The organism is Acidihalobacter prosperus (assembly GCF_000754095.2).
In the GTDB taxonomy this organism is placed as follows: Bacteria; Pseudomonadota; Gammaproteobacteria; order DSM-5130; family Acidihalobacteraceae; genus Acidihalobacter; species Acidihalobacter prosperus.
On record NZ_JQSG02000001.1, the window covers coordinates 563,477 to 579,321 of the forward strand.

A 15,845-nucleotide genomic window follows, 5' to 3' on the forward strand; every position below is an offset into this window, starting at 1 on the left:
CGGCGCGGCTCAGGAGCCGCTCTCCTTGTGCAGCCGGGCCTGCTTCATGTGCAGCATCCGCTCGGTCTGCATGCGTTTTTCCGGTGACATCTCCATCAGTTTGTGATGAAACGCCTGCTCGCGTTTGAGGGCGACCTTGCTGGGGTGCGTGGTGCCGCCGGCGATCATGCCGCAAACGCCCTGGGGCACGAGAATGAAGGCATTCGGATCGCGGGCATTCGGATCGGTGCCCGCGCAGGAGCCGGTGGCGGTCTTGCAGTCATTGCGGTGGGCCGCGTTGACGCCGAAGCATTTGACCATCTTCGGGCCGCTGGCGGCAAAGGCGGTATTGAAGGTGGTCAGTGCGGCGGATGCGAACACGGCGGCAACGGCCATTTTCAATACCTGTTTGTGATGCGTGCTCATGGAAGCTCCTCAAGCGGCGATGAATGGATGTCGCCGCGTGGCCGGTCCAGGCTGGGGCAGGCCACGCCGTCGACATACGCTTAGTCGCCGCCCGGGCGGTGTTCTTACAGAAAGCTGTCGAGGGCAGGGCCCCCGCGGCGGGTCTGGGGACGCGCCGGGCTGCGCCTCAGTCCAGCTCGCTCAGATAGTAGTGATGGGCGGTGCTGCAACGGCTGATGCGCAGTTCGACCGGGTGTTTGCTGATATTGAAGGCTACCCGATGGATCTCCAGCAACGGCGAACCGACGGGCAGGCCGAGCAGTCCCGCTTCGCTCTCGCCCGCGGCCACCGCGCGCAGGCGCTCGCGCGCACGCACCACGGTCACGCCGTAACGCGCCTCGTACATGTCGTAGAGCGTATTGGTGACCTCGCCGTCCTTGCCGCACTGCAGGTCGGGGAACAGCTCGCCGGGGACCGTGATGCGCTCGTATATGACCGGCCGCTCGCGGAGATGGCGGACCCGGATGATGCGCGTCACCGGCGCGCCGACCTTTAGCTCAAGCGCGTCCCGCTCGTCACGATCCGCCTTGCCGGCGAGACATTCCAGGGTACGGCTTTCGGGCAGCTGCCGCTCGCCGTTCTCCCCGACCAGCAGGAAGAACTGGAACAGCGAGCGTGCGGCGCTGTGCTTGGCGGCGAAGGTGCCCTTGCCTTGGCGCCGGTCGACCAGCCGCTCGGCCTCCATTTCGTTCAAGGCCTTGCGCAAGGTGCCCTGGCTAACGCCGTATTCCTGGGCCAGTGCGGTTTCGCTGGGCAAGGCCTGCCCGGGCGGCCACTCGCCGGCGGCGAGGCGTTCCGTGAGCAGAGCCTTGATCTGGCTGTAAAGAGGGCGGAAGTCCGGTCCGCTGGCTTGTCCCATCGGGGTTCCTGTGTGTTCTCCAACACTTGCATATCAACCGGCAGCGGCATGCTGCTGTCGGCATTTATGCGTGTCCGACCGCTCGTCGTCTCCGCGCAGTTTACGCCTTGACGGTACGAATATCACCGACTAGTCTGAATTATGTCTTATATAGGACATACTACATAAGACTTAAAACGGAGATCGGCAACGACAAGAGGAGCAGGCATGGCAACCCACTTTCTGGTGCACAACAAGGCCGACCGGGTCGGCGTGGTCGTGGTGGAGGGCGTCAAGGCCGGCCAGCCGCTGACCGGCTGGCTGCTCGAAAACGACACGACCTTGAACATCGAAGCCAAGGATGACATCCCGCTTGGACACAAAATCGCACTGGTGGACGTGAACGAGCACGACACCATCATCGAATACGAGCACGACATCGGTCGGGCCGTCGCGCGCATCGGCAAGGGGCATCACGTACACGTGCACAACATCAAGACGAAACGGTGGTAACGATGGCAAATTCCGATCTGAGCTTTATGGGTTACCGGCGTGAAAATGGCCGAGTCGGCGTCCGCAACCATGTCGTCATCCTGCCGTTGGATGATCTTTCCAACGCCGCCTGCGAGGCCGTGGCGAACAACATCAAGGGCACGATGGCGCTGCCGCACCCCTACGGACGGCTGCAGTTCGGCGCGGATCTGGAGCTACATTTCCGCACCCTGATCGGCACCGGCTCCAATCCCAACGTGGCGGCGGTGGTGGTGATCGGCATCGAGCCGGGCTGGACCCAGCGCGTGGTCGAGGGCATCCGACTGACCGGCAAGCCGGTCGAGGGTTTCGCCATCGAGGAGCATGGCGACATCAACACCATTGCGCGCGCCTCGCGCACGGCCAAGGAGATGGTGCAATGGGCGACGGAAAAACAGCGCGAGCGCTGCGGCATCGACGAGCTGTGGATATCGATGAAATGCGGCGAGTCGGACACCACCTCCGGCCTCGCCTCGAACCCGACCATGGGCAATCTGGTCGACAAGCTGGTACCGCTCGGCGCCAACATCTGTTTCGGCGAAACATCGGAGCTGACCGGCGCGGAGGAGGTCTGCGCGGCACGCGCGGTCGATGACGAGGTCAGACGCAAATTCCTCAAGACCTGGAACGACTACAACGACTTCATCAATCGCCACAAGACCGACGATCTGTCCGAATCGCAACCGACCAAGGGCAACATCGCTGGCGGTCTCTCCACCATCGAGGAAAAGGCCTTCGGCAATCTGGCCAAGATCGGCAAGAACACACCGTTCATCGACGTGCTGGAGCCCGCCGAGACGCCCGCCAAGGGACCTGGCCTGTACTTCATGGACACCTCGTCGGCGGCGGCCGAATGCATCACCCTGCAGTGCGCCGCGGGCTACGTGGTGCATCTGTTCACTACGGGTCAGGGCAACATCATCGGCAATCCGGTCGAGCCCGTTATCAAGCTCAGCGCCAATCCGCGCACGGTGCGCACCATGTCCGAACATATCGATCTCGACGTTTCCGGCATCCTGCGCCGTGAAATGAATTTGGATCAGGCCGGCGACGCCTTGATCGAGACGATGCTGCGCACCTGCAACGGGCGGTCGACCTCGGCCGAAGCCCTGGGTCATCGCGAGTTCGTGCTCACCAAGCTGTATCGGAGCGCCTGAAGCGAACGGCGCGGCAGGGGGCGGAGCCATGGCTGAAACGGACATGCTGGAGGTATCGATCTGGCGCGGCAACGAAGCCGGCGACTTCGTCGGCTATCGCGTGCCTCGGCACGACAATCAGACGGTGCTGGACGTGGTCACTCACGTTCAGCGCCACATCGATCCGAGCCTATCCTACCGCTTCGCCTGCCGAGTCGGCGTTTGCGGCTCCTGTGCGATGAGCGTCAACGGCGTACCGCGATGGACCTGTCGCACCCACGTCCGCCGCGTGGCGTCTGATCTTCGTCTGCGCATCGCGCCGTTGCGCAACCTGCCGGTGATCAAGGATCTGGCCGTGGACATGCGGCCTTTTTTCGTCAAGTGGCGGCGGGCACGGGGCTACTTCATCTCCACCGCCACGCGCGAGGACGCCTTTGCGCGCGTGCGCCCGGATTCGCCGCGGCGGCGTCAGGCCGATCAAGGCATCGAGTGCATCAACTGCGCGGTCTGTTATGCCGCCTGCGACGTGGTGGCGTGGAAACCCGATTATCTCGGGCCCGCCGCCCTCAACCGCGCCTGGACCTTGGTAAACGACGAACGCGATGAACATCGCGATCTGCATCTGCACGCCGTGGCGGCCGAAGGCGGCTGTCTGAGCTGCCACAGTCAGCAGGGCTGCCTGAAACATTGCCCGATGGGCCTGAACCCTGCTGCCGGCATTGCCGGACTCAAGCGCGCGGTGTCGGGTGCATTGCTGCGAGGCGAGTTGTGAAGACGCGCATCGACGCCTGGCTGTGGCTCGCGCAGCGTATCAGCGCAGGCCTGCTGGCGATCACCGTCACCATCCATCTGGCCACCCTGATCTACGTGGCCAACGAGACCTTCTCGGCGGCTGATGTCCTGGCGCGCACGCGCGGCAGCCTGGCCTGGCTGGCCGTGTACGGGATTTTCGTCACCGCCGCGGCCGTGCACGTGCCGATCGGGCTGCGCGACATACTCATCGAATGGACGTCGATCCGCCGCGACGGCGTCAACGTCATCGCATGGACATTCGCCTGTCTGCTGGCCGTCCTCGGATGGCGTGCGGTCTGGAACCTGTTCGCATGAGCGCCGGCACCCGATTGCGCCGGCACGCAAGCTACCGGGCGTTCATCGTGCACCGACTGTCAGGCCTGCTGCTTGGTGTGTTCCTACCCATTCATCTCTGGGTGCTGGCCAGCGTCGTCGCGTCCACGGCAGGCGGGCATGCGCCGGACTGGGCGAGCAATCCCTGGGTCCGCTTCGGCGAGGGCGGGTTGGCCCTGCTGCTGTCGATGCATTTGGCCGGCGGGCTTCGCCTGCTGGCGATCGAGTTTCTGCCCTGGCGCGATTGGCAGAAAACCGCGATTTCCGTGGCGGTGGGCGCGTCCGTGCTGGTCGCCCTGAGCTATCTCCTGAGGGCATTTTGAGCGTCGCGGACGTTTGATCCGCAAACGACTACGGTTACAGATGAAGAGAGTGCGATAGCACCGACCCTACTACCAGAAGGAGGAGTTGCGATGCAAAAGCATGGGAAGGAGAAGCACATGCGTGCCGTCAGGCTGGGGGCGGCGTTTTTGGCCGGTGCCATCGCGCTGGGCCTGAGCGGCGCATCCGGGGCAGAAACCGTCCGTTTCGCGCAGCAGTATGGCGTCGGCTACCTGCCGCTGATGGTCATGCGCCACAACCATCTGATCCAGAAATACGCCGCGCAGTCGGGCATTCACGACGTCAAGATCACCTGGTCGACCTTCGGCGGCGGCGCGGCCATGAACGCGGCGCTGCTGTCAGGCAATCTGGATTTCGCCTCCGGCGGCGTGGGCCCGCTGCTCAAGATCTGGGACAAGACCCAGGGCATCTACGACGTGCACGGCGTGGCCGCGCTCAACAGTCTGCCGAACCTGCTCAACACCACCAATCCGAACGTCCACAGCATCGCCGATTTCACCGACAAGGACCGCATCGCCCTGCCGGCGGTCAAGGTATCGATCCAGGCAATCACGCTGCAGATGGCCGCGGCTAAGGAATGGGGCGACAAGCATTACGACAAGCTCGACCATCTCACCGTCTCGATGAAGCATCCCGACGCCATGGCCGCGCTGCTCAGCGGCGGCGGCCAGATCGACGCGCATTTCACCTCGCCGCCTTATTCGGTCGAGGAATTGGCCGACCCGAAGGTGCACACCGTGCTGAGTTCGTATCAGGTGCTCGGCGGCAAGTCGACCTTCAATACCCTGTGGGCCTCGGCGAAATACCGCAAGGAGCATCCGAAGATGTTCGACGCGGTGTTCAAGGCGCTACAGGCGGCGGACCGGTTCATCAAGGCACATCCGGAGGAGGCCGCGCAAATCTACATCGAAGAGGCGCATTCCAAGCTGCCGAAAAAACTCATCGTTTCGATCATCACCAACCCCGAAAACGAATTCACCACCACGCCGAAAAACATCATGAAGTACGCCGACTTCATGTACAAAACCGGCTCCATCAAACATCTGCCCAAATCCTGGAAGGACGTGTTCTTCAAAAACGTCTGGAACGAGCCGGGCAGCTGATCCTCGGCCGTTTCGATCGAATGCCGTCGGCCGCCAAGCGACCGGCGGCACGACCCGCTAACCGAATGACGAGGGACGTATGGAAACCATGCTGGACAGGAGTGGCGATCGTGGCGGCATCGGCGGTGCGGCAATCCCGCAACCGCTGCTCAACGTGTGCGACACCACACTGCAGTACAAGACCAAGCGGCAGATCGTGACCGCCACCTACGAAGTGGACTTCCAGGTGTTCCCGGCCGACCGCTTCGTGCTGCTCGGGCCATCGGGCTGCGGCAAATCCACCTTGCTCAAGGCCGTCGGCGGCTTTCTGTCGCCCGTTTCCGGGCGCATCGAAATCAACGGCGTCGCGGTCGATCGGCCGGGACCCGACCGCATGATGGTCTTCCAGGAATTCGATCAGCTGCTGCCCTGGAAAACAGTGATCGAGAATATCGAGTTTCCGATGGTCACCAGCCACAAATACACCCCTGAGGAGGCCCGCGAACGCGCGGAAACCTTCCTCGAGAAGGTCAATCTGTCCAAATTCCGCGACGCCTATCCGCATACGCTTTCCGGCGGCATGAAACAGCGCGTCGCCATCGCGCGGGGCATGGCGATGGGGCCGGCCATCCTGTTGATGGACGAACCCTTCGCGGCGCTGGACGCGCTCACGCGCCTGAAAATGCAGCAGGAGCTGCTGCAGCTCTGGGACGAACTGCACTTCACGGTGCTGTTCGTCACCCATTCGATCCAGGAGGCCATCATCCTGGGCACGCGCATCCTGGTCCTGTCGCCGCATCCCGGCCAGGTGCGGGCGGAAATCAATGCGCATGAGTACTCGCACGAAAATCAGACTTGCGACGGATTCAAGGCGCTGCAGCAGCGCATCCACGACATGCTGTTCGCCGAAAGCGCGCACATCGCCGGCATCCGGCCGCAGAAGGGGCTGGCGCATGACGCATAAACCGGTCACCGATACGCCGCCTGTGCGCGAGGAATTCGAGCGCGAACCGCAGTCGCTGGGCGAAATCGGCGAGATTTCGCGCTCGCTGTCGTGGTGGCAGCGGGTCAAGGACATCACCATTGTGCGCCGTCTGTTCATCCTCGTGCTGCTGGCCGCGATCTGGCAGGGCTACACGATGTGGCTGCACAACCCGCTGCTGTTCCCGACCTTCAGCGCCACCATCGAGGCCTTCTGGCAGGCACTGGTATCCGGCCCGTTGCTGCTGCGCGCGTGGAATTCGGTCGCCACCCTGCTGATGGGGTACGGCCTCGGCGTGTTCATTGCGCTGATACTGACGACCACGGCCGTGCTCACGCGTTTCGGCGAGGATCTGCTGAGCACGCTGACGGCAATGCTCAGCCCGCTGCCCGCGATCGCTCTGCTGCCACTGGCGCTGATCTGGTTCGGACTGGGGCAAGGCAGCATCGTGTTCGTGCTGGTGCACGCGGTGCTCTGGGCCGTGGCCGTGAACATGCTGAGCGGCTTCGTGTCGGTGAGCGAAACCCTGCGCATGGCCGGCAAGAACTACGGCCTGCGCGGCTGGCGCTATGTGATCCGGCTGCTGATCCCGGCCGCGTTTCCGTCGATCCTGTCGGGCCTGAAGATTGGCTGGATGTTCGCCTGGCGCACCGAAATCGCAGCCGAACTGGTGTTCGGCGCCACGTCCAGCTCCGGCGGCATCGGCTGGTACATCTTCGAGAACCAGAACGAGCTGCAGACCGCGGCGGTGTTCGCCGGCCTGCTGACCGTGATTCTGATCGGCCTGCTGGTCGAGGGCATCGTGTTCAGGACCATCGAGGTGCATACGGTCCGCAAGTGGGGCATGCAGCGATGAACCTGTATCCGGCGGCCGTCGAGGAAATGGCGCGGGCGCTGTACATCCGCGCGCTCAAGCAGCTGCCGGACGACGTCAAGCAGGGCATCGAGCGCCTGCGCGCGGAAGAGGGTCACGCCGGCGCGCGGCGCGTGCTCGACACCATGATCCACAACATCGAGGTCGCGGAGGACACCCGCAATCTGCTCTGCCAGGACACCGGACTGCCGATCTACAACGTCCTGATCGGACGCGACGTGGTGTTCGACGGCGTGGACATCAAGGACGCCATCACCACCGGCTGCCGGCGCGCGACCCACGAGCATCCGCTGCGGTCGTCGGTGGTGCACCCGCTCACCCGACTCAACGACCACACCAGCACCGGCCGCCGAGTGCCGGTGATCCATTTCGACTTTGACGACGCGCCCGAACGGGTGCGCATCGAGATGATCCCCAAGGGCAGCGGCTCGGAGAACGGTTCCTGGCTGCGCATGTGCCTGCCGGCCGAGGGCGTGGATGCGATCAAGACCTTCGTGATCGACCGCGTGCTGGAAGCGGGCGGCAAGGTATGTCCGCCGACCATCGTCGGTGTCGGCATCGGCGGCACCTCGGACCTGTGCATGCATCTGGCCAAGGTCGCGGCGACGCGGCCGCTGGGCAGTACGTGCGCGGACGAGGAGGGCGCCCGCCTCGAACAGGCACTCGGTGCGGCGGTGAACGCGCTGGGTATTGGTCCGCAGGGCCTTGGCGGGGATGCCACCGCCTTTGCCGTGCACGTCGAAACGGCCGCCACGCACATCACGCTCAATCCGGTCGCGGTCAACATCCAGTGTCACTCGGCGCGACGCGCCTCCGCGACCCTGACCCCCGACGGCATTGCATTCGGATTCTGAGGAGCAGCGATATGGCCCATTTCGAGCTGAACACGCCGGTGCCCGAGGCGCAAATCAGGGCGCTGCGGCTGTGCGACACGATCTCCCTGAGCGGCAGCCTGTTCGGCATCCGCGACGCCACGCAGATCCATCTGTTCGATCGTGGTCGGGAAACCCGGTTCGACCTCGCCGGCCATGCCGTCATACATACCGCGCCCAACGTGCGCCGCGTGCCGCGTTGTCCCGAATACCCCGCTGGCTACGCGCCGGTCTGCATCGGCACCACCACCAGCGCGCGCATGGAACGATTCACGCGCCCACTGCTCGGTCAATACGGCGTACGCATGATCATCGGCAAGGGTGGCCTGCTGCGAGATTCGCTACAGGCCTTCGCCGAACTGGGCGGCGTCTACCTCGCCATCGTCGGCGGCACCGCCGCGCTGGAAACCACCTGGATCGAGGCGATCGAGGATGTCGATCTGGACGATCTCAATCCCGAAAGCCTGTGGCGATTCCGCGTACGCGACTTCGGTCCGCTGATGGTGGCCATGGACAGTCACGGCGGCAGCCTTTACGACCAGGTGCGCGACGACGCGGCGGCACGGCGCGAGGCCGCGCTGGCCACGATGGGAGTTCACACTTGAGGCGCGTGCGCACCGATGTGCTGATTCTGGGCAGCGGCGGAGCCGGTCTGTTCGCGGCCTTGCATGTACATCGCGGCGCCCCCGGCGCGCGCATCGCGGTCGCCGTCAAGGGGCTGCTCGGCAAATGCGGCTGCACGCGCATGGTGCAGGGCGGCTACAACGCGGCCCTCGCGGAGGGCGACTCCGTGTCGCGTCACTTCATGGATACGATCGAGGGCGGCAAGTGGCTCAACGACCAGGATCTGGCCTGGGCACTGGTCGCGCAGGCGCCAATCCGCCTGCGCGAGCTTGAAAACGAAATCGGCTGTTTTTTCGATCGCAATCCGGACGGCACCCTGCATCAGAAGGCCTTTGCGGGCCAGACTTTCGACCGCACGGTGCACAAGGGCGACCTGACCGGCATCGAGATCATGAATCGCCTCTCGGAGCAGGTCTGGGCGCGCGACATCGAGCGACTGGAAGAGCATCGCGCGCTGGCCTTGATCCCCGATGCCCAGGGCGACGGCATTGCCGGCGTGCTGCTCACCGACATGCGCAGCGGCGAATTCGTTTTCGTGCAGGCGCGGGCGGTGCTGCTGGCCACCGGCGGCGGCCCGACGATGTACAAATACCACACTCCCTCGGGCGACAAGAGCTGCGACGGCATGGCCATGGCCCTGCGCCTCGGGCTGCCGCTGCGCGACATGGAAATGGTGCAGTTCCATCCTACCGGACTGCTCGCCGGCCCCGGCACGCGGATGACGGGCACCGTGCTCGAAGAAGGGCTGCGCGGCGCGGGCGGCCTCCTGCTCGGCGGCGACGGCGAGCGCTTCATGCAGCGTTACGACCTGCGCGGCGAGCGTGCGACCCGCGACATCGTCAGCCGCGCGATCTATCAGGAAATCCGCAACGGCAACACCAGCCCCAACGGCGGCGTGTATCTCAGCATGGGGCACCTGGGACCGGAACAGGTGCGCCACCAGTTCCGCGGCATGGTCAAGCGCTGCACCGACTGCGGATTCGATCTGGCGGCCGGACGGGTCGAGGTCATCCCCACCGCGCACTATATGATGGGCGGCGTGGAATTCGCGGTCGACTGCACCACCGAGGTCGGCGGGCTGTTCGCGGCAGGCGAGGATACCGGCGGCGTGCATGGCGCCAACCGCCTCGGCGGCAACGGCGTGGCCAATGCGACCGTGTTCGGCGGGCTGGCCGGCGACAGCATCGCGCGCTACCTGACCACGCCCGATGCGCAGTGGCGTGCTCCCGACGAAGCGCGCCTGCGGCAGGAAAACGAGGCGGCGCGCATGCCGCTGACCTTGCCGCCGGGTGACCTCGAATCGATCCGTGAAGCGCTGTTCGAAACCATGTGGGCCGATGCCGGCATCCTGCGCCATGCCGACGGCCTTTACCGCGCACTCGATCATCTCAACGCCCTCGACAGACAACTGGCGCACACCGGCGTCGCCGGCGGCGAACCGGCCTTCAATCTGGCCTGGCATGACTGGCTCAACCTGCGCAACCTGCTGCTCGTCAGCCGCGCCATCGCCACCTCCGCGCTGGCGCGGGAAAACTCCCGCGGCGCGCATTTTCGCGAGGATTTCCCCGGGCCGGGCAGCTGGGAGCACTCGCAGTTCAACCGCATTCGCCTGCACGAAGGTGGTGGCCTGAGGGTGACCTCGGTGCCGGTCGTATTTTCGCGCGTGCAGCCTGGGCACGAACTGATCGATGAGGCCGCGGCGGCGGACGCACCGGCAGCGAAATGAGCGATATCGTAATCAGCGAATTCATGGAGGAGGGCGCGGTCGAATCGTTGCGTGCGCATCGCACGGTGTGCTACGACCCCTCCCTTGCGGACGACCCGGCGCGCCTGACACGCTGTCTGCGCGAGGCCCGCGCGCTGATAGTCCGCAACCGCACGCAGGTCGATGCCGAACTGCTGGCGGCCGCACCGCAGCTGTGCGTGGTCGGGCGCCTCGGTGTGGGGTTGGACAATATCGACACCGCGCATTGCCGGCTGCGCAGCATCGAGGTGTTGCCTGCGACCGGCGCCAACAACGTCGCCGTGGCCGAATACGTGATCGCGGCCATGTTGCTGCTGGTGCGCGGCAGCTTCGCCATGACTGCCGAGGTCGAGGCCGGTCGCTGGCCGCGCGGCGCGGCGATCGGCGGGGAAGTCAGCGGCCGCGTGCTCGGCCTGGTGGGATTCGGCGGCATCGCCCGCGAAGTCGCAACCCGGGCGCAGGCTCTGGGGCTCTCCCTGCTCGCCCACGACCCCGCACTGGCGACCGACGCGGTGCTGTGGCGCCGCCACAACGTGCAGCCGGTCGATTCGATCGAGGCGTTGCTCGCCGGCAGCGATATCGTCAGCCTGCATGTCCCCTTGAACGCGCAGACACGTCACCTGATCGGGAGCACCGAGCTGGCGCGGATGCGCACCGGCGCATGCCTGATCAATGCCGCGCGCGGCGGCGTGGTCGACGATGCGGCCCTGAGCCTGGCCCTGCGCGAGGGTCGTCTCGCCGCTGCCGCCCTGGATGTATTCGAGGTCGAGCCGCTGCCGGCCGGTTCGCTGTTCGAGGGGCTGGACAACGTCCTGTTGACGCCGCATATCGCCGGCGTCACCCATGAATCCAATACCCGCGTCAGCCGTATGATCGCGGATGCGGTCAGCCAACGTCTGGAGGAATATCCCGCATGACGCGCCTTGCCCATGAAGACCTGATCGACCTGGTCGCACGCGCCCTGATCAATGCCGGCACCCGCGAAGATAATGCCCGCTGCGTGGCCGCCGCGCTGGTGGCCGCCGATCTCGACGGGCTATCGTCGCACGGCGTCTCGCGTCTGCCGAGCTATGCCGATCAGGCCGCGAGCGGCAAGGTGGACGGGCACGCGCGTCCCACGATCGAGTCGCCGGCCACCGCCGCGTTGTGCGTGGATGCCCGCTGCGGATTCGCGTTTCCGGCCATTGCCGCCGGTCTCGAAGCCGCGCTGGCGCGCGTGCGCGAGACCGGCGTGGTCGCGCTCGCGGTGCGCAATTCGCACCATTTCGGCGTCGCCGGACACCCAGTCGAGCATGCCGCGCAACGCGGCATCGCCGCACTGGCCTTCGGCAACTCGCCGGCGGGCATCGCCCCCTGGGGCGGATCGAAGGCCATCTTCGGCACCAACCCCATCGCCTTCGCCACGCCGCGTGTGGGGCAGGAACCCCTGGTCGTCGATCTATCCATGAGCAAGGTGGCGCGTGGCAAGGTCATGGTGGCGCGCGATCGCAACCAGCCGATCCCGGACGATTGGGCGCTCGATGCCCAAGGACGCCCCACCACCGACCCGCGCGCGGTGCTCGAAGGCGGCACCATGCTGCCGATGGGCGACGCCAAGGGCGCGGCGCTGACCCTGGTGGTCGAAATTCTGGCCGCCGGCCTGACCGGCTCGCGTTTCGGCTTCGAGGCCAGCTCGTTCTTCACCGCGGACGGGGATCCGCCGAGGGTAGGGCAGCTGTTCATACTGCTCGATCCCGTGCGACTCGGCGGCGAATCCTATCCTCAGCGTCTGGAACGGCTTATCGAAGCCATCGTATCGCAGCCGGGTACCCGGCTGCCCGGCGAACGAAGGCTGAGCGCGCGCGCCCGGCATCGCGCGGAAGGCATCGAACTGCCCGACGCGCTTTACGATGAAATCCGCCGGCGTGCGGGGCAGGCGTGAACCGCAGCCCGTGCCGGGTCCCGCTCGCCAAAAACCGTGCCTCGAGTCAGGCCTGAATGGACGCGACCGCATGGCTGGTCGCGTCCATTGCGCTGGTGCTGTTCTGCGGCGGATTCATCAAGGGCGCCATCGGTATCGGCATGCCGGTATTCGTGGTTTCGGTACTGGGCGGCTTTCTGACGCCGCATCTGGTGATCGCCATTCTGCTCGTGCCCATCGTGGTTTCAAACCTCTGGCAATGCCTGAGCAGCGTCCATCTGCGCTGGGCGCTGGCACGTTTCTGGCCGCTTATACTCGCCTTCGGTCTCGGCACCTGGGCCGGCACACGGCTGCTGGTCAGCGTGCCGACGGAGGGGCTGTTCGTGCTGCTGGGCTGCGTGGTGCTGGGGTTCTGCCTGACCTCGTGGCTCAACCCGCACCTGCATCTGCCGCCGCGCCTGGAAGGCGGCGCCGGCCCGCTCGTGGGCCTGTTCGCAGGTGTGCTCAATGGCGTGTCGCTGATCAACGGCCCCCCGCTGATCCTGTATCTGGTCGCGCTGCGGCTCGAACGCGAGCATTTCATTGGCGCCTACGGCCTGATCGCACTGTGCGGTTCGGTCCCGCTGAGCGCTTCACTGATCGGGCTCGGCGTGGTCACTCTGCCGCAGCTGTGGTGGTCGACCCTGGCACTGATCCCCGTCATGCTGGGCCTTGCACTCGGCCAGTATTTGCGCCGGCGTATCGATCAGGCCCGCTTCCGCCGCCTGCTGCTCGTCGCACTGGCCCTGTTGGGCGCCAACCTGCTGAGGCGGGGCGTGATGGGCTGACGGCGCGTCGGGCAGGCGGACATTTCAGTCCGAACAGCGCAGGCACTGGATATCGTAACGCTCGATCCAGGCCTTGAGCGCATTCTCGGCAGTCGCGCCCGTATGCAGCGCCGAGAGTGCGATCTCGGCGCCCTCCGTCGGTTGCAGGCGCGCGACCCAGGCATCGCGATAGGGATCGATATTGATCAGATGGCCGTCCTCGAGCACCTCCTCGTTGCGCTCGATCACGGTCGCCTCGAAGGGGATCGGCACGCCGCCGGCCCATTTGCCGCTTTCGAGCGTCGCCACATGCCGTCCTGCGGCGATTCGGGTGCCGGGCTTCTTGATGCGCGCACGGAGGATGCGACCGGCGAAGGTTTGCGCAGGATCGGTAATGCCCACAGTGAGGCTGCCGTCAGCCTCCACTCGCACCCATACGTAATCGAGATCGTAGTACAGATCCTCCGGCAGTTCGCAGCCACGGTAGGTGCTCATCTGCCGTCCTCCAGCGCGTGCGCCGCCTGCAGCCCGACGGCCGCCAGCGACGCGGTCGGTTCGAAGCAGGGAAACACGTCCTTCTCTTCGCTTTGATGGTGATCGGCAATGATCCGCAGCAGGGTTTCCAGCGTCTCCTGTGCCAATTCCGAGTCGCGCTCGGCCAAAGCGTCCGACAACTCGTCGAAAAACACCGGCAGCTCGAGATGTCGCTTGCGCAGAAAGGCGAGGGTGCGCAACCCTTCCCCGTCGGCCTGCGCCTCGAACGCCGGATAGACCAAACGTTCTTCCACGTCTATGTGATGCGCGAGATGCGCCTTCTGGCGTTCGACGGTTGCCGCCGCCAGATCCCATTCGCCGCGCGACACGTGCAGGCCGACCTCCCTTAGGCGCTGCTCCATCTCGCGATGCTCGCCCAGAAATGCACGATCGAAGTGTGTCATATGCCTAAAATCCTCCTGTTGTTGCCTGACACAAGCAGACAACAGCGCGCCCTTTGGCGCCTTGACGTGGATCAAGGCGGCATCCCGGACCAAGGTCCGATAATCACCCACAGGTCAAAGACTTATCTGCATGGATTCAACGGGAGCCTGCCATGAACATGAAAGTCCAATTATTGGTTTCACAATGGTGCCCAAGCTGCCCACAGGCCGAACGTGTCTGGGAACAGGTCGCAACGGCGCACGAGGACATCGATTACGCAGTGCTCGACGTGGCCGTCAGGCCAGGGCGAGACATCGTCGCCAACCTGATGATCCGCAGCATCCCCGCCACGGTGATCGACGGTAAGCTATACGGCGTCGGCGTACCCAGCGTGGCCGATGCCGACGCCTACCTGGCGAAAGCGCGAAACACGCGCGAAGGGGTGGCTGGCTAGCGCCCCCAACGCTCACGCGCTTGAGAAAACACGGGATGTTATGTTTATAACTATCTATTTTTTCTAAGCATTTTTGCTACTTGCCAGGTTAGCTTGCGCATGTCACCCGCTTGACCGGCGCATGATGCCAACGTCAGAATTCGGCATGCCGCCGGCCGCAAAGGATCAATGGTGGAATCCCAGATCGCGTTGCTGCGCGGCATCAATGTCGGCGGCAAAAACAACCTGTCCATGAACGAACTGGTCGGGTACTTCCATGAGAAAGGCTGCCACAACGTCCAAACGTACATCCAAAGCGGCAATGTCGTTTTCGAGCATGACAAAACCTGGGGAGCATCGGAAGCAGCGGAGATCGCCCAGGCCATTGCTGCCAGCAAGGGATTCTCGCCGCACATCCTGATCCTGAGCGCGTACGACTGGTTGCGGGTGATCGACGACAATCCGTTCCCAACGGACGATGGCAAGGCATTGCATTGCTTCTTTCTCGATTCGACGCCGGAGCAGCCAAATCTTGCACGCCTCGACAAGCTGAAAACGGCAGCAGAGTCGTATCGGCTCGCGGGACAGGTGTTCTATCTTTTCGCACCAGACGGAATAGGTCGCTCAAAACTCGCGGCTGCCGTCGAATCGGCGCTCGGCATCCCGGTCACGGCCAGAAACTTCAATACGGTGCAAAAACTGGCAACCATGCTCCACGAGGCATGAACGGACACACAGCATCGCTGCCGTCAACGCCCACCCACGACCGATATTTAACATAATATCCATTATGCGAATCAACATGCAGACCTCCACGTGCCGGTGGATGCCCGCGACCTAGCAGTCCATGTATACGTAACACATGGACTTAGTCCCACGGGTGGGACTTCCCATGCTGATTGACTGGGTGAGTGCTCGTCTTGATTTGAGCGCTTTCGCGAGCAAGCGACGTGGCTATGAATTGATCGCAATCACGGTGGCATGCGGCACAGCGTTGGCGCTGTTTCACCACGCCGATCCGAATCTGGTGATTCTGATGGCGACGGTGGCTGGAGCAACCGTAGCGCTGATGATTTCGTTTTCCAGAATACGGAGAGATGAGATATGAACAAAGCGTTCATCGTCACAGTGATACTCAGTACGCTTGCCACTTTCTGATCGGGATCGCTACCCGCAGCCTGTTTCTCACCGTCC

Annotated in this window: 21 protein-coding genes; 17 read left to right on the forward strand and 4 right to left on the reverse strand. The window is 64.4% G+C overall.

The window, feature by feature from the left end:
- Positions 1-9 precede the first annotated feature (9 nt).
- Together THPRO_RS02820 and THPRO_RS02825 are read right to left on the reverse strand one after the other, a co-directional pair.
- Positions 10-405, reverse strand: a complete 396-nt coding sequence (locus tag THPRO_RS02820; RefSeq protein ID WP_052063993.1) for a BufA1 family periplasmic bufferin-type metallophore — start codon at positions 403-405, stop codon at positions 10-12.
- A gap of 166 nt (positions 406-571) precedes the next feature.
- Positions 572-1,303 carry a GntR family transcriptional regulator gene (locus tag THPRO_RS02825; protein ID WP_065089180.1) on the reverse strand — a complete coding sequence of 244 codons (732 nt, stop codon included), beginning with the start codon at positions 1,301-1,303 and terminating at the stop codon, positions 572-574.
- Positions 1,304-1,510: 207 nt separating this feature from the next.
- Here THPRO_RS02825 and THPRO_RS02830 point away from each other — a divergent pair, with 207 nt between their 5' ends.
- The 14 genes from THPRO_RS02830 to THPRO_RS02895 all read left to right on the forward strand — a co-directional run bounded on the left by THPRO_RS02830 (position 1,511) and on the right by THPRO_RS02895 (position 13,321).
- Entirely contained in the window at positions 1,511-1,795 is a 285-nt protein-coding gene (locus THPRO_RS02830; RefSeq protein WP_038086533.1) for an SAF domain-containing protein, read from the forward strand.
- Between the two features lie 2 nt (positions 1,796-1,797).
- On the forward strand, positions 1,798-2,970 hold the full coding sequence (locus THPRO_RS02835; protein ID WP_038086537.1) for a UxaA family hydrolase: 1,173 nt from the start codon (positions 1,798-1,800) through the stop codon (positions 2,968-2,970).
- A gap of 28 nt (positions 2,971-2,998) precedes the next feature.
- On the forward strand, positions 2,999-3,721 hold the full coding sequence (locus tag THPRO_RS02840; protein ID WP_145930672.1) for a succinate dehydrogenase/fumarate reductase iron-sulfur subunit: 723 nt from the start codon (positions 2,999-3,001) through the stop codon (positions 3,719-3,721).
- Positions 3,718-4,056 (forward strand): hypothetical protein, encoded by a 339-nt coding sequence (locus THPRO_RS02845; protein WP_052063996.1) that lies wholly within the window; start codon positions 3,718-3,720, stop codon positions 4,054-4,056. The genes THPRO_RS02840 and THPRO_RS02845 overlap by 4 nt, the downstream gene beginning before the upstream one ends.
- Complete coding sequence (locus THPRO_RS02850; RefSeq protein ID WP_038086540.1) at positions 4,053-4,397, forward strand: succinate dehydrogenase, cytochrome b556 subunit; 345 nt, start codon at positions 4,053-4,055, stop codon at positions 4,395-4,397. The genes THPRO_RS02845 and THPRO_RS02850 overlap by 4 nt, the downstream gene beginning before the upstream one ends.
- A gap of 90 nt (positions 4,398-4,487) precedes the next feature.
- On the forward strand, positions 4,488-5,519 hold the full coding sequence (locus THPRO_RS02855; protein WP_201786918.1) for an ABC transporter substrate-binding protein: 1,032 nt from the start codon (positions 4,488-4,490) through the stop codon (positions 5,517-5,519).
- Between the two features lie 79 nt (positions 5,520-5,598).
- Positions 5,599-6,462 carry an ABC transporter ATP-binding protein gene (locus THPRO_RS02860; RefSeq protein WP_201786919.1) on the forward strand — a complete coding sequence of 288 codons (864 nt, stop codon included), beginning with the start codon at positions 5,599-5,601 and terminating at the stop codon, positions 6,460-6,462.
- Positions 6,452-7,336 (forward strand): ABC transporter permease, encoded by an 885-nt coding sequence (locus THPRO_RS02865; protein WP_065089182.1) that lies wholly within the window; start codon positions 6,452-6,454, stop codon positions 7,334-7,336. The genes THPRO_RS02860 and THPRO_RS02865 overlap by 11 nt, the downstream gene beginning before the upstream one ends.
- Positions 7,333-8,208 carry a fumarate hydratase gene (locus THPRO_RS02870; RefSeq protein WP_038086543.1) on the forward strand — a complete coding sequence of 292 codons (876 nt, stop codon included), beginning with the start codon at positions 7,333-7,335 and terminating at the stop codon, positions 8,206-8,208. Before THPRO_RS02865 ends, THPRO_RS02870 begins: the two co-directional genes overlap by 4 nt.
- Before the next feature lie 11 nt (positions 8,209-8,219).
- Positions 8,220-8,831 (forward strand): fumarate hydratase C-terminal domain-containing protein, encoded by a 612-nt coding sequence (locus THPRO_RS02875; protein ID WP_038086546.1) that lies wholly within the window; start codon positions 8,220-8,222, stop codon positions 8,829-8,831.
- A gap of 5 nt (positions 8,832-8,836) precedes the next feature.
- The gene (locus THPRO_RS02880; RefSeq protein ID WP_236717247.1) at positions 8,837-10,576 is read left to right on the forward strand and encodes an L-aspartate oxidase; all 1,740 of its coding nucleotides are present in this window, start codon (positions 8,837-8,839) and stop codon (positions 10,574-10,576) included.
- Positions 10,573-11,511 (forward strand): hydroxyacid dehydrogenase, encoded by a 939-nt coding sequence (locus tag THPRO_RS02885; protein ID WP_038086552.1) that lies wholly within the window; start codon positions 10,573-10,575, stop codon positions 11,509-11,511. The genes THPRO_RS02880 and THPRO_RS02885 overlap by 4 nt, the downstream gene beginning before the upstream one ends.
- On the forward strand, positions 11,508-12,515 hold the full coding sequence (locus THPRO_RS02890) for an Ldh family oxidoreductase (RefSeq protein ID WP_052063997.1): 1,008 nt from the start codon (positions 11,508-11,510) through the stop codon (positions 12,513-12,515). The genes THPRO_RS02885 and THPRO_RS02890 overlap by 4 nt, the downstream gene beginning before the upstream one ends.
- 56 nt (positions 12,516-12,571) lie before the next feature.
- Complete coding sequence (locus tag THPRO_RS02895; protein ID WP_038086558.1) at positions 12,572-13,321, forward strand: sulfite exporter TauE/SafE family protein; 750 nt, start codon at positions 12,572-12,574, stop codon at positions 13,319-13,321.
- A 24-nt stretch (positions 13,322-13,345) separates the two neighbouring features.
- Here THPRO_RS02895 and THPRO_RS02900 read toward each other — a convergent pair whose 3' ends face one another.
- Entirely contained in the window at positions 13,346-13,795 is a 450-nt protein-coding gene (locus THPRO_RS02900) for a glycine cleavage system protein H (protein WP_065089183.1), read from the reverse strand.
- Positions 13,792-14,313 carry a hemerythrin domain-containing protein gene (locus tag THPRO_RS02905; RefSeq protein WP_145930673.1) on the reverse strand — a complete coding sequence of 174 codons (522 nt, stop codon included), beginning with the start codon at positions 14,311-14,313 and terminating at the stop codon, positions 13,792-13,794. The genes THPRO_RS02900 and THPRO_RS02905 overlap by 4 nt, the downstream gene beginning before the upstream one ends.
- A 77-nt stretch (positions 14,314-14,390) precedes the next feature.
- Here THPRO_RS02905 and THPRO_RS02910 point away from each other — a divergent pair, with 77 nt between their 5' ends.
- From THPRO_RS02910 to THPRO_RS02920, 3 genes are all read left to right on the forward strand, one after another.
- Positions 14,391-14,672: a thioredoxin family protein gene (locus THPRO_RS02910; protein WP_201786920.1), complete on the forward strand. Its 282-nt coding sequence runs from the start codon at positions 14,391-14,393 to the stop codon at positions 14,670-14,672.
- A 171-nt stretch (positions 14,673-14,843) separates the two neighbouring features.
- Positions 14,844-15,377 carry a DUF1697 domain-containing protein gene (locus tag THPRO_RS02915; RefSeq protein WP_038086914.1) on the forward strand — a complete coding sequence of 178 codons (534 nt, stop codon included), beginning with the start codon at positions 14,844-14,846 and terminating at the stop codon, positions 15,375-15,377.
- Between the two features lie 166 nt (positions 15,378-15,543).
- A complete protein-coding gene (locus THPRO_RS02920) occupies positions 15,544-15,759 on the forward strand; it encodes a hypothetical protein (protein ID WP_038086563.1) in 216 nt (71 codons plus the stop codon).
- Positions 15,760-15,845 lie beyond the last annotated feature (86 nt).

Coding starts and splice junctions, on each gene's coding strand:
- THPRO_RS02820 (WP_052063993.1), bottom strand. CDS start 405: ATGAGCACGCATCACAAACAGGTATTGAAAATGGCCGTTGCCGCCGTG.
- THPRO_RS02825 (WP_065089180.1), bottom strand. CDS start 1,303: ATGGGACAAGCCAGCGGACCGGACTTCCGCCCTCTTTACAGCCAGATC.
- THPRO_RS02830 (WP_038086533.1), top strand. CDS start 1,511: ATGGCAACCCACTTTCTGGTGCACAACAAGGCCGACCGGGTCGGCGTG.
- THPRO_RS02835 (WP_038086537.1), top strand. CDS start 1,798: ATGGCAAATTCCGATCTGAGCTTTATGGGTTACCGGCGTGAAAATGGC.
- THPRO_RS02840 (WP_145930672.1), top strand. CDS start 2,999: ATGGCTGAAACGGACATGCTGGAGGTATCGATCTGGCGCGGCAACGAA.
- THPRO_RS02850 (WP_038086540.1), top strand. CDS start 4,053: ATGAGCGCCGGCACCCGATTGCGCCGGCACGCAAGCTACCGGGCGTTC.
- THPRO_RS02855 (WP_201786918.1), top strand. CDS start 4,488: ATGCAAAAGCATGGGAAGGAGAAGCACATGCGTGCCGTCAGGCTGGGG.
- THPRO_RS02860 (WP_201786919.1), top strand. CDS start 5,599: ATGGAAACCATGCTGGACAGGAGTGGCGATCGTGGCGGCATCGGCGGT.
- THPRO_RS02865 (WP_065089182.1), top strand. CDS start 6,452: ATGACGCATAAACCGGTCACCGATACGCCGCCTGTGCGCGAGGAATTC.
- THPRO_RS02870 (WP_038086543.1), top strand. CDS start 7,333: ATGAACCTGTATCCGGCGGCCGTCGAGGAAATGGCGCGGGCGCTGTAC.
- THPRO_RS02875 (WP_038086546.1), top strand. CDS start 8,220: ATGGCCCATTTCGAGCTGAACACGCCGGTGCCCGAGGCGCAAATCAGG.
- THPRO_RS02885 (WP_038086552.1), top strand. CDS start 10,573: ATGAGCGATATCGTAATCAGCGAATTCATGGAGGAGGGCGCGGTCGAA.
- THPRO_RS02890 (WP_052063997.1), top strand. CDS start 11,508: ATGACGCGCCTTGCCCATGAAGACCTGATCGACCTGGTCGCACGCGCC.
- THPRO_RS02895 (WP_038086558.1), top strand. CDS start 12,572: ATGGACGCGACCGCATGGCTGGTCGCGTCCATTGCGCTGGTGCTGTTC.
- THPRO_RS02900 (WP_065089183.1), bottom strand. CDS start 13,795: ATGAGCACCTACCGTGGCTGCGAACTGCCGGAGGATCTGTACTACGAT.
- THPRO_RS02910 (WP_201786920.1), top strand. CDS start 14,391: ATGAACATGAAAGTCCAATTATTGGTTTCACAATGGTGCCCAAGCTGC.
- THPRO_RS02920 (WP_038086563.1), top strand. CDS start 15,544: ATGCTGATTGACTGGGTGAGTGCTCGTCTTGATTTGAGCGCTTTCGCG.